The following is an 11346-nucleotide window of genomic DNA, read 5'->3' on the forward strand; positions in this document are numbered from 1 at the left end:
GGCGAAAAACCGCTGGCAGAAGAGTTACTTGTCGCCGAAATGAATGACGGTACGAATGGATTTACCTTCATGCATCAGATCGAACGCCTCGTTGATCTGCTCAAGCGGTAAACGGTGGGTGATGAACGGATCGAGCTGGATTTTCCCGGCCATCGCATCTTCAACCATCCCCGGCAGCTGCGTGCGCCCTTTCACGCCGCCGAACGCTGAGCCACGCCATACGCGCCCGGTTACCAGCTGGAACGGACGGGTTTTGATCTCCTGGCCCGCACCGGCCACGCCGATGATAATGCTCTCGCCCCAGCCTTTGTGGCAGCATTCAAGCGCAGAACGCATCACGTTCACGTTACCGATACATTCGAAGCTAAAGTCCACGCCGCCGTCGGTCATCTCAACAATGACCTCCTGAATCGGTTTTTCGTGATCTTTCGGGTTCACGAAATCGGTCGCGCCCATTTCACCCGCCAGTTTGAATTTCTCCGGGTTGGTATCCACCGCGATGATCCGCCCGGCCTTCGCCTGGACCGCGCCCTGAATCACCGCCAGACCAATCCCGCCAAGACCGAACACCGCCACGGTGTCGCCCTCTTTCACTTTCGCCGTATTGTGTACTGCACCAATCCCGGTGGTGACGCCGCAGCCCAGCAAACAGACTTTATCCAGCGGCGCCTGCGGGTTCACCTTCGCCAGTGAGATCTCCGCGCAAACGGTGTATTCACTGAAGGTGCTGGTGCCCATGTAGTGGTAAACCGGCTCGCCGTTGTAGGAGAAACGGGTGGTACCGTCCGGCATCAGCCCCTTGCCCTGGGTGGCGCGAACCGCCTGGCAGAGGTTGGTCTTACCGGATTTACAGAACTTACACTCGCCGCATTCTGCGGTGTAGAGCGGGATTACGTGGTCGCCCGGCTTCAGGCTGGTCACGCCTTCGCCCACTTCCACCACCACACCGCCCCCTTCATGGCCGAGCACCGCCGGGAAAACGCCTTCCGGATCGTCGCCCGACAGCGTAAAGGCATCGGTATGGCACACCCCGGTATGGGTAATTTTGATCAGCACTTCGCCCTTCTTCGGCGGTGCAACGTCGATTTCAACGATTTTGAGCGGCTGGCCAGGGCCAAATGCGACGGCTGCGCGAGATTTCATAGTGTCTTCCCTTATTGTGTGGTGTGTGGGTTTATTTTAGATAAGCGCGCAGTAAATGGCCGACTTCTGCCATGCGCACGGCTCGCTGATCCGGCGTGGTTTCCCCCGTTACCAGCTCATCTTTGAGGTGAATTTCAACCATTTCGCCCATCAGGCCATTGGCAGCGCCGCGCACGGCGGCAATTTGCTGCAGGATGGCCAGACAGGGGTCGCCCGACTCCAGCGCGCGTTCAAGGGCATCAACCTGGCCCCGAATGCGACGAACGCGAGTGAGGATACGTTTTTTATCTTCGGGTGAGTGCGGCATACGGCCTCCTGATACTATAGGGGGGTATGGTACCCCTTAAAGCAACATTATGTAAACAACAGCTTTCATAGGGTTATCAGGCTCTTGAATCGCATTATCATACATAAGTAATTCTGAATAATTTCTCTTTGAAATGCTGGCCTCTACATTCGAATTCAGCCATTTTCTATGGCTAAGCCAAAAAAAAGCGTCACCAGTACCCTTTATTCGCTGGAATCGATAAGCAGCATTGATAATAATTCAAAAAACCTTCTAAACCTTAAACCTGGTAACAGGTTGAAATGAAATGGTTTCCGCCATGATTAAATTTTCCTTAATAATAAAGGCTTCTACGGAATCTTATTTTTTGGCGTTCAGAACCTGTAAACGGTCAAAATCAAACCACTCCTCTTTGATGTAAGATATATAATTCAAAATAATTATCGAAACCATATTGCGCAAGCCATTGTTATATATAGAGAAAAATCACAACACTTTAAAATAACGATCAATATCAATGAGTTACAATATTGATCGATGTCTGATCACGTGCTAAACCTAAATCCAGGTAAAAATATCTTATGGAGAAGAGTATGATGTCGTGGCGAGTATTAAGTTCTGTCATTTGCCCTAACACAGGAATCGTTTATTCGCACATTGTTGGTTTGAAATTATTAACATTAATAATTTGGTACGAGAGTGACATCTATCTTTTGCCCGGAGACAGAATACATACAACAAAAAATGGAATTTTTGTAAATGGGGTGTTCAACCAAATATCCCTTTATAACGTCTCGCCATACAATGAGAACCTGTGGGACGAAATAAAAAACAAAATGGCCTGTCCTTTTAATAAAAACCTGGATTCTGAAGACTGCTCATACGCTGAGCATTGCAATGCGCGCAAATGCCCGCACGGATTTGAGACAACCCCGTTGATAATAAGAGTGCCCCGCGATAGCTAATCATTTAATAAGTTAGCTTTTGGATCCGCTGTCCCCTGTTACAGGGACCGCATGCTTAACATATATTTTATTGAGATACCAACTGAAACCTATCAGTTACGGCCCCCGCGCGCCTGTCGATGACTTGCGGCAGGCGCGCGTTCATATCTCAGATAATATATTCATTAATCATTTATCACCCTGTTGCGCCAGCGCTTGCAACTCTTCTTTCAGCCAGCGGGTTGCGCCCCGCTGACCGCTGCGTTTATGGGAGTAAATTTTCACGTCAAATTTTTGAATGGCGAACGGTAAGGTAAAAATGTTGAGATTCACTGCCGCCTTCAGCTTTTCGGCTGCATACCGGGGAATGGCCATCAGCAGATCGCTTTGCGCAACGATAAACGGCGCGCTGAGCATTGACGGGGTTTTGATTGCAATGTGCCGGGTATAGCCCAACTCCTCCAGCCGTAAATCCAGCACGCCCTGCTTCTCATTCCAGGGGGTGACCACCAGATGGCGGGCCGCGAGATAATCCTCCAGCGTCAGACGCGTCCGGCTTGCGTTGCTGATGACCACATACTCATCTTCAAACCAGCTTATCTCCTCCAGTTCAGGATGGCGGATCTCCTCCGCCGTGCTGAAACCGAGCGCCAGATCCACTTCGCCTGCCAGCAGCTCCGTCAGTGCGGGGCTGTGTGGCAGATAGCGCAGTTCAAAACGCAAACCCGGCGCGGCATCCTGCAACGTGTACATCAGGGCCGGGAATATGCAAAGCGCGGTAAAATCCGTAATCGCAATGTGCAGGCTCTCGCTACTTTTGTCCGCTTCAAACTCCGGCTGCGGTGTAAGCTCATGATTAAGAAACGACAAAGCAGAAGCAATGGACGGCGCGAGCTGTGTGGCATACACGCTGGGTGACATGCGATGCCCTTCCCGGAAAAATAGCGGATCATTCAGCGTCGTTCGCAAACGTGACAGCGCATGGCTCAGTGCCGATGTGCTCATCGCTAACTCATCGGCGGCCAGGCGAACCGAACGGTGACGGTAAATGGCGTCGAAAACGGGCAGCAGGTTTAAATCAAGGCGTCTCAGGGCCGGATGCATAATATTCATCATTTGTTGATTTCATTGCACTTAATTCTTCGGACAATACTCCGTATGCTTAGCGCCATCAATCGCAAAACATGCAGGAAATACCATGAGCATTACCATTCGTCAGGCCCGCCCCGAGGATGCGGCGGCCATTTACGCCATGATTTATGAGCTGGCGGTCTATGAAAAAGCACCGGAAGAAGTGATCACCACGCCGGACGAGATCCGCGAAACCCTCTTTGGCGCAGACAGTAAAACCGAAGCGCTGATCGCGGAGTATGAAGGTAAGATCGCTGGGTATGCCGTGTTCTTCACCAGCTATTCAACCTGGCTTGGCCGCAACGGTATCTATATGGAAGACCTGTATGTATCCCCGGATTATCGCGGTAAAGGCGCGGGAAGAGCCTTGCTGAAACATATCGCGCAGCTCGCCGTAAAACGCCAGTGTGGTCGTCTGGAATGGAGCGTACTGGACTGGAACCAGCCGGCAATCGACTTCTATCTGAGCATTGGCGCGCTCCCGCAGTCCGAGTGGGTGCGCTATCGCCTGGATGGAGAAGCGCTGCTGAAATTTGCCGGGTAAACGGCGCGCGCTGTGCAGAGATCCCGGCTGTGCGGGATCTATGCTACAATTCCATAAATTTCATTAACATATTGTTGAATACCATGAGCACAGCCCCCTTCATTCGTCCTCAACTTACCCTGCCAAACGGCGCTGACAAACTGCTGCTGCACTCCTGCTGCGCGCCCTGCTCCGGCGAGGTAATGGAGGCCATTCAGGCCTCAGGCATTGATTACACCATCTTCTTCTATAACCCCAATATCCACCCGCAAAAGGAGTATCTCATCCGTAAGGAAGAGAATATTCGTTTTGCGGAAAAACACGGCGTGCCCTTTGTTGATGCGGATTACGATACGGACAACTGGTTTGAACGCGCAAAAGGGATGGAATGGGAGCCTGAACGTGGGATCCGCTGCACCATGTGTTTCGATATGCGTTTCGAACGCACGGCGTTATACGCGGCGGAAAATGGTTTCAGTGTGATCAGTAGCTCCCTTGGCATCTCGCGCTGGAAGAATATGCAGCAGATCAACGACTGTGGTCAGCGCGCGGCAGCCCACTATCCGGGCATGGTCTACTGGGATTATAACTGGCGCAAGCAAGGCGGATCGTCGCGGATGATTGAGATCAGCAAGCGCGAACAGTTTTATCAGCAGGAGTACTGCGGATGCGTATATTCCCTGCGTGACAGCAACCTTCACCGTAAGTCGCAGGGGCGTCCTCTCATCAAAATTGGCAAACTGTTTTACGGCAAAGACGAGTCTGAAGAGTAAGGCGGCGCGAAGGGAGACATATCCTAAAACGCGCCTGAATCCGCATTACGGCTCTCAGATGTTGAAATAGCGGCTATCCTTTAATTATCCACAAAAGGAGGTAACAATGTCTGATTTCGACGCTGATAAAAACGCACAGTATGCTGGTGATAAAGCCAAAAATAAACTCGACGAACTGACGGGCTCTGCTCAGCAGCAGTTTGGTGAATTCGTTGACTCCCCTAAACATCAGGTGAAAGGGGCAGCACGAAAATATGCTGCGCAGGCCAGTGATGCCGTTTCTGATGTCACTGAGGCAGTCAGAAATAACCCGTTAACCGGCCTGATTGCGGCTGGTGCAGTGGGTATTGTTCTGGGCCTGTTACTCGGCCGTAAATAATCTCAGGCCCCACGGGGCCTTATTTTTATTAGCTAAACAATCTTACCATGCGATCTAACTCCTCTTCCTTCACGGCGTGGGAAAGATAATATCCCTGGAAACTTTTTACGCCTAACGCCACCAGCTTTTCAAATTTCTCTTCGCTATCCACCCCCTCTGCAATACATTCGCTGCCGGTCATGTCACTGTATATCTGAATCGCTTTGATAAGTTTGTAATCATTGTCATTAGCGACAAACTTTCCGACAATATCCCGGTCAAGCTTTAAACCATCAAAATGAACCTGCCTCACCGGAAACATGGTTTGATGGCTGGAGAAGCAATCATCCAGGAATAACCGACACCCCGTACTGCGCAGGCGACGCATGGTTTCTGGGATGGTTTTATCTTTGGTCACATCAATTTCTTCAGCAAATTCAAAGACCAGGTTCCCGGCCCACTGGGGTTTGAGCAGCATCTTGATGGCTTTTTTGGCCATCTCGGGCAAGGCATTTCCGGCCGCGAGTTCCGGCGGTATATTCACCGAAAAATAATATTTCCCGTTATATTTGTTGATGCCAGAAACAGCGGCATGCAGCACCAGCGCCGTGATATTCAACCATAGCTCACGATTTTTCACCCCGGTAAGAAAATTGGCAGGCTTGATAATTTTACCGTTCTTGTTCCAGCGTAATAAAATCTCAAACCCAACACCTTTTTTATTTTCATCGGTGATGATTTGATACGCAGGAAATATCTCCATTTTAAGCAGCGCATTAAAGACATCCACCTCAGTACTGGACAGTGATTCTATTTTTCCCTGCCGTTCCCCACTCCCTGGTACAGAAAAACCCTGAGAATTTTTATACCACAACTGGATTAATTGCAACTTTCTTAAACCGGCCTTGCGATGTGTATATACCGTTTTATTCGTCAGCCCAAATTTTTTGCACTGTTTATTTACCGACATGCCCCGGTAGAAATTTAATAAGACATCAAGTTCTCTGTTTGTGAGCCCTTTTTGACGATCTTTAAAGCTACAGTCCGCATGATGATCCTGCAATGAACGAGATCTGTCCCTGCATGCGTCGTTTTTTTTCTGGACACGCGCAATAATATCGCCGCTGTTGGCGATGCGGATCAGAGATAATTTTTGATTGTTATTCAATAAACTACGCAAAGTCCCGTACAGCCAACTGTCAGGTATATTGCCATACAGAGTGACCGGGCGGATGACGGGAAGCGTGTTAAGAAGATCGGCAAGGTGCCTGAGGCTCTGCAAAAGATCCACGATCTCTTCCCCGAGAAAGACCGTAATTTTAGCGTCCTGATTTTTGATAATAGTGTAGACATCTTCCCGATTTGCGATGTCATCCTCAAAACGCACCTGTGACGCCACCCCTCCCTGCTCTTTCAGTAACAGACGGTACCCCTGGAACGTAAAACTGCAGGCTGAAATAACAAATTCCTGTGCATGACAATCATGATTATTGTGAGAATTGTTTTGAATCATAATGCGCTCCTGGGTACAAAAACACCGTTGCCCTGGTCAATAATGACCAGCACATCGAGACTAAAAACATGCGGAAATGTCACAAGCCTGAATATAACCTGCGTAACAGGTTAATTTTATCTTACCCCCGTAGGTTAATAAACCGTTATCAACGTCTCGCCCTGCAACATCTTTGCGTTAATCACCGCCTGGATCCATATGCTGTGCAAATATAACAATCTTTGCAAATAACGACGGAAAATGTTTTCCCCGCAAGGTATAATGAAAATTCCGAAAAAGAAGTCTGGACACTTCATTACGTCGGCTTGCTCAAAAAGAGAAAATGCTATGGATAATCATATCTCATCCAGGGCCTTGCTACATCGAAGGGATGTTATTAAGAACAACCCGCGGTTTAGCGAGGCAATAATAGAACACTACAAAATCAATGACAGCATCTATAAAAAACAACCCTTGTTCTACAAAACAATGCTCCAGGAATCACGGTTCAATATTATTCTTGCCATGTGTTGTTTTATATTCGGCAATCAGGCCGAATCTGTTTCAGAGATAAAAGCATTATGTTCGCGATACAAAATCGCCAGTCCCAACAGCGTTATTGCTATCATCACCTTACTAAGAACTACCGGGCGGATTAAGACCTGGCGCTGTATGGAGGATCGCCGAAAGACGCGCATCGTCCCCACGCAAAAAGGACTGGATGAACTAAAACGTTACATGAGCGGCGCATTTATACCCGTCAGTATTCTTTACCCGACATTTAACATCGACCTTAACCTGTTAGATAACGATATTCTGAGAAATAACTTTTTCCGCCGGGCGGCTGAGTATCTGTTTCGCGGATTAACCTTCAAAGCCGTGTTACCGGAAGTGGGGTTATTTATTGATAAAGATGGAGGGCGAATGATTATGCTGTATTTATATTTGCAGGCTATTAAAAACAAAACCGCACATGGCGCGATAATTGATTATTCGCCCGGCACGCTGGCGAAAGCGTTTTTTGTCTCACGTATCCACGTGGCGCGCATTATTAAATCCGCGCAAGAAGCAGGTTATCTTAAAGACAGAGGGGATGGCCGCATGACCATTTATCCTGCATTTATGCAGCTCGTCGAAAATTATGCCGGGTTATATTTTGCCTATGTCACGCATTACATCAACGTGGTTCCGAAGGAGCGACGCCAGGGGGGTGACGTAACCTCCCCGGTATAATCCTGGGGCGTTCGGTTTCCCGAGCGCCCTTTTCTGTTCGTCAGCGTTCCCGCAACGCCTCTTTCGCCTTATTGAGTGGTTTCAGCAGATAATCCAGAATGGATTTACTGCCCGTTTTAATATCCACCGTCGCAATCATCCCCGGGAATACCGGAAATTCCTTGCCCTGTTTATTGGTCAAGTGGTTACTGTCAGTACGGATATAGACGCGGTAGTAGTACACGTCTCTTTTGACCTCATCCTGAAGGGTATCGGGTGAAATCATGGTCACCTCACCCGTCAGTCCGCCATAAATCGAGTAGTCATAGGCGGTGATTTTCACCAGCGCTTTTTGTCCGGGGTGGATAAACGCCACATCACGCGGTGAAATTTTCGCTTCAACCACCATCTGATCGTCAAGAGGCACCAGGCTCATCAGTTTCCCATTGGGGGGGATAACGCCGCCGACGGTGGTGACGTCGATGTCCTTCACAATCCCGCGCACCGGCGCGTTGAAGGTCAAACGGGTCAGGGAATCCTCGCGCCCTTTCATGACCGAGCGCTGGGCTTCAATCTCCGCATTCGCTTTCGCCAGCTCTTCACGGGCGCGCACGTAATACTGGTTTTTCATTTCGGTGATTTTGTTCTCAAGCTCGTTTTTTTGCCGCTCCAGACGTAACACCTCCACCTTGCTCGCCGCCCCCTGAGTGACCAGCGGACGGGTTAACGACAGCTCGCGCTGGACCAGTTCAGCCCCCTGACGCAAACCGGCCAGCCCTTTTTCCAGGCTTTCGCGACGGGACTGGAAGAGCGCCGTTTCCTGTTTGACCAGTTCAACGTCGTCATCCAGCTCTTCCGGAAACGTCAGTTCCGTGTCGTTGACTTCCGCTTTCAGGCGTGCAGCCGTGGCCAACGCGGCATTCAGACGAGACTCACTCTCCAGCACGCTGGATTCTGTTTTGGTGCGGTCAAGCTGAGCCAGCCGCTGCCCACGTTCAACGATGTCACCTTCGCGCACCAGCAGGCTATGGATAATGCCCCCCTCAAGCGACTGAATGACCTGCTCGTGAGAAGACGGGATCACTTTGCCGTTGCCGGTGGTGACTTCATCAAGCTGGAACAGACTCGCCCAGGCGATAAACGCCGCAAGCAGCGCGAACAGCGACCAGGCCACCCACGTTGAGCGCGGCAGGCGCGGCTCTTTCAGGCGGCTGTTATAGCGGGATAGATCATTCATGCCATTCCCTCCTCGGCCACGGCCGCCGGTTTCATGGTCACGGTACGCTGCGCTCCCTTTTGCGGCGCCATACCGTGCTGACGCAGGATCGCGTCGCGCGGGCCATCCATCACCACCTTGCCGTTTTCCAGCACGATGATGCGGTCAACCAGATCCAGAATCGGCAGCCGGTGTGTTGCCACCACCAGCGTCCGGCGCTTGCCCAGCCATTGCTGTAAGTGCTGAATGAACTGCTTTTCGCTCATCTCATCCAGCCAGGCGGTAGGCTCGTCCAGCAGAAGAATATTGGGCGACGTGATCAGGGCGCGCGCCAGCAACAGCGCCTGTCGCTGGCCGCCGGATAACCCGGCCCCCCCTTCATTGATGAGGTAGTTCAGCCCCATTTTCTGCTTACGCATGAACTCCAGCGCACCGCTGTTAACCAGCGCCTGATGGATCTCCTCGTCGGTGGCAAGCGGGTTACCCATCAGGATATTGTCGCGCACAGAGCCAAAGAACAGCCGCGCCTGCTGGCTGAGCAGCTGCATATCCCGGCGCACATCGGCGGTGTCGAGATGATTTAAGGCAATGTCATCCAGCAGAATGCTTCCCTGCTGCGGTTCCTGCATCCCGGCCAGAAGCTGCAGCAAGGTACTTTTGCCGGAGCCGTTGCGCCCCAGCACCGCCACCCTTTCGCCGGCGCGGATCTGCAATTTGCTGATGTGCAGCACGGTCAGTTTTTCCTCGTCGTCGTACCAGAATCCCACGTCGTCGAGGGTATAGTTCCCGCGCAGATGGGCTTTATGCACCTTTTTACCCTGCTGAGGATCGTCAATCGGGCGCTGCATCAGGTCGTCCAGACCCTTTCTCGCCACCTTCGCCGACTGCCAGCGGGACAGCACGCCCGAAATCTGTGAGAGCGGCGCGATGGTGCGCGAGGCCAGAATCGAGGTCCCCACCAGCGCACCGGTCGTCATGTCGCCGCTGATGACCAGATAGCACCCCACCAGCAACACTACCGCGTAAACAATCGACTGTACCTCCTGGGTCCAGGTCAGGAGCAGTCCGGTCAGCCAGCGCTGTTTCATTCCGACGGTGGCCGCCACATCGTTGGTGTTGTTCCACTGATTCTGAAAACGCTGTTCGGCGCGCATCAGCTTGATGTCCTCAATGCCCTGTACCGCCTCCACCAGGGTGGCGTTACGAATGGCGGATTCGCGCATCCCTTCGCTGGAGAGTTTTCCCAGCGGGCGCTGTACCAGCAGGCCCGGGATCAGCAGCAGCGGCACGGCAAGCAGAACCACCAGCACCAGCGGACCGCCAATCATCCACAGAATGAACACAAACAGCAGGAAGAACGGCAGATCGGAAATCGCCGCAATGGTGGTGGAGGTAATCAGCTCGCGCACCGACTCCAGCTCGCGGATCTGGGCGATAAACGACCCGGTCGATTTAGAGCGGGCGCCGTTTTTGATCCGCAGCGCGTGAGCAAACACCCGCTCGGAGATCCGCAGATCCGCCCGCTTACCCACCACATCCGAAATATGCACGCGCAGCATACGCATAATGAATTCGAACACGATGGCGAGCATGACGCCGCCAAACAGCACCCACAGCGTGGCTTCAGACTGCGAGGGCACCACCCTGTCGTACACCTGCATGGAGAAGACCATGCCGGAGAGCGCCAGCACGTTCGCGACCAGCGCCACCAGCATGATGTCGCTGTAGCGTCGCCAGTCTTTCAGCGCCAGCTGCCAGAACCAGTTTTTCTCATAGGGTTTGATGTAATCATCCACGCGGGCATCCGGCGTGGATTCGAGCGGGCGCAACACCAGCAGTGTTTTCAGCCGTGCGCCGAGCGCTTCCAGCGTTAATGTTGTCTCCAGCCCGCCATCGCCGCTGAACTGCAGGCTGACGTTGCCGTCGTTGTCCATGCGGTTAATAACCGCGATCTGTCCGCCAGTGAACTCCGCCAGCAGCGGTAAACGCCACGGGTCGAGGGAGACGGCGTCTGCTTCCACCTTACGCATCCCAAGCCCAAGCTGGCGCGCCATCTCCTCCAGCACCAGCTGGCGCGGGGACTGGCTTTCATGGTTAATCGTGACCCGAACATGCTCCGCCGAAAAATCCAGCCGATAGTGCTTCGCGATGATGAGCATGCCCTGCAACCAGGGTTCGTACTGTGGATGTGTCTTCATAATCTCCGGGTTAACGCAAGTCGTCTAAAGAAACGCAAAAGGCCGCGGGGATCGCTCCCCGCGGCAGGGT

General features: G+C 52.0%; 11 protein-coding genes. 5 read left to right on the plus strand and 6 right to left on the minus strand.

Annotated features, from left to right (window positions below):
- Window positions 1-24: 24 nt before the first annotated feature.
- A complete protein-coding gene (locus ACMWKA_RS12335; protein WP_023619503.1) occupies window positions 25-1143 on the minus strand; it encodes an S-(hydroxymethyl)glutathione dehydrogenase/class III alcohol dehydrogenase in 1119 nt (372 codons plus the stop codon).
- Between the two features lie 31 nt (window positions 1144-1174).
- On the minus strand, window positions 1175-1450 hold the full coding sequence (locus tag ACMWKA_RS12340) for a metal/formaldehyde-sensitive transcriptional repressor (RefSeq protein ID WP_013096678.1): 276 nt from the start codon (window positions 1448-1450) through the stop codon (window positions 1175-1177).
- Between the two features lie 575 nt (window positions 1451-2025).
- Between ACMWKA_RS12340 and iraM the strand changes: the two genes are divergently transcribed.
- The gene (iraM, locus tag ACMWKA_RS12345; RefSeq protein ID WP_414760296.1) at window positions 2026-2394 is read left to right on the plus strand and encodes an anti-adapter protein IraM; all 369 of its coding nucleotides are present in this window, start codon (window positions 2026-2028) and stop codon (window positions 2392-2394) included.
- Between the two features lie 168 nt (window positions 2395-2562).
- Here the strand turns inward: iraM and ACMWKA_RS12350 are convergent, their stop codons facing one another.
- A complete protein-coding gene (locus ACMWKA_RS12350; RefSeq protein WP_414760287.1) occupies window positions 2563-3489 on the minus strand; it encodes a LysR family transcriptional regulator in 927 nt (308 codons plus the stop codon).
- Window positions 3490-3571: 82 nt separating this feature from the next.
- Between ACMWKA_RS12350 and ACMWKA_RS12355 the strand changes: the two genes are divergently transcribed.
- The 3 genes from ACMWKA_RS12355 to ACMWKA_RS12365 all read left to right on the plus strand — a co-directional run bounded on the left by ACMWKA_RS12355 (window position 3572) and on the right by ACMWKA_RS12365 (window position 5179).
- Window positions 3572-4048, plus strand: a complete 477-nt coding sequence (locus ACMWKA_RS12355; RefSeq protein ID WP_029883812.1) for a GNAT family N-acetyltransferase — start codon at window positions 3572-3574, stop codon at window positions 4046-4048.
- An 83-nt stretch (window positions 4049-4131) separates the two neighbouring features.
- On the plus strand, window positions 4132-4800 hold the full coding sequence (locus ACMWKA_RS12360; RefSeq protein WP_058651353.1) for an epoxyqueuosine reductase QueH: 669 nt from the start codon (window positions 4132-4134) through the stop codon (window positions 4798-4800).
- Window positions 4801-4906: 106 nt separating this feature from the next.
- On the plus strand, window positions 4907-5179 hold the full coding sequence (locus ACMWKA_RS12365; protein WP_013096686.1) for a DUF883 family protein: 273 nt from the start codon (window positions 4907-4909) through the stop codon (window positions 5177-5179).
- 28 nt (window positions 5180-5207) lie between these two features.
- On the opposite strand, the gene ACMWKA_RS12370 is transcribed toward ACMWKA_RS12365, so the two are convergent.
- On the minus strand, window positions 5208-6671 hold the full coding sequence (locus ACMWKA_RS12370; RefSeq protein ID WP_414760288.1) for an EAL domain-containing protein: 1464 nt from the start codon (window positions 6669-6671) through the stop codon (window positions 5208-5210).
- A gap of 327 nt (window positions 6672-6998) precedes the next feature.
- Between ACMWKA_RS12370 and ACMWKA_RS12375 the strand changes: the two genes are divergently transcribed.
- Window positions 6999-7883, plus strand: a complete 885-nt coding sequence (locus tag ACMWKA_RS12375) for a MarR family transcriptional regulator (RefSeq protein WP_414760289.1) — start codon at window positions 6999-7001, stop codon at window positions 7881-7883.
- 40 nt (window positions 7884-7923) lie between these two features.
- Here ACMWKA_RS12375 and ACMWKA_RS12380 read toward each other — a convergent pair whose 3' ends face one another.
- Both ACMWKA_RS12380 and ACMWKA_RS12385 read right to left on the minus strand, forming a co-directional pair.
- Complete coding sequence (locus ACMWKA_RS12380; protein ID WP_028027873.1) at window positions 7924-9099, minus strand: HlyD family type I secretion periplasmic adaptor subunit; 1176 nt, start codon at window positions 9097-9099, stop codon at window positions 7924-7926.
- A complete protein-coding gene (locus ACMWKA_RS12385; RefSeq protein WP_414760290.1) occupies window positions 9096-11276 on the minus strand; it encodes a type I secretion system permease/ATPase in 2181 nt (726 codons plus the stop codon). Before ACMWKA_RS12385 ends, ACMWKA_RS12380 begins: the two co-directional genes overlap by 4 nt.
- Window positions 11277-11346 lie beyond the last annotated feature (70 nt).

It is taken from the genome of Enterobacter sp. 03-F-07-AD-ECC (assembly GCF_047530935.1).
Lineage (GTDB): Bacteria > Pseudomonadota > Gammaproteobacteria > Enterobacterales > Enterobacteriaceae > Enterobacter > Enterobacter cloacae.

What these genes read in the sequence shown, in the direction of transcription:
- ACMWKA_RS12335 (WP_023619503.1), bottom strand. Translation starts at nt 1,143, where the DNA reads ATGAAATCTCGCGCAGCCGTCGCATTTGGCCCTGGCCAGCCGCTCAAA.
- ACMWKA_RS12340 (WP_013096678.1), bottom strand. Translation starts at nt 1,450, where the DNA reads ATGCCGCACTCACCCGAAGATAAAAAACGTATCCTCACTCGCGTTCGT.
- iraM (WP_414760296.1), top strand. Translation starts at nt 2,026, where the DNA reads ATGTCGTGGCGAGTATTAAGTTCTGTCATTTGCCCTAACACAGGAATC.
- ACMWKA_RS12350 (WP_414760287.1), bottom strand. Translation starts at nt 3,489, where the DNA reads ATGATGAATATTATGCATCCGGCCCTGAGACGCCTTGATTTAAACCTG.
- ACMWKA_RS12355 (WP_029883812.1), top strand. Translation starts at nt 3,572, where the DNA reads ATGAGCATTACCATTCGTCAGGCCCGCCCCGAGGATGCGGCGGCCATT.
- ACMWKA_RS12360 (WP_058651353.1), top strand. Translation starts at nt 4,132, where the DNA reads ATGAGCACAGCCCCCTTCATTCGTCCTCAACTTACCCTGCCAAACGGC.
- ACMWKA_RS12365 (WP_013096686.1), top strand. Translation starts at nt 4,907, where the DNA reads ATGTCTGATTTCGACGCTGATAAAAACGCACAGTATGCTGGTGATAAA.
- ACMWKA_RS12370 (WP_414760288.1), bottom strand. Translation starts at nt 6,671, where the DNA reads ATGATTCAAAACAATTCTCACAATAATCATGATTGTCATGCACAGGAA.
- ACMWKA_RS12375 (WP_414760289.1), top strand. Translation starts at nt 6,999, where the DNA reads ATGGATAATCATATCTCATCCAGGGCCTTGCTACATCGAAGGGATGTT.
- ACMWKA_RS12380 (WP_028027873.1), bottom strand. Translation starts at nt 9,099, where the DNA reads ATGAATGATCTATCCCGCTATAACAGCCGCCTGAAAGAGCCGCGCCTG.
- ACMWKA_RS12385 (WP_414760290.1), bottom strand. Translation starts at nt 11,276, where the DNA reads ATGAAGACACATCCACAGTACGAACCCTGGTTGCAGGGCATGCTCATC.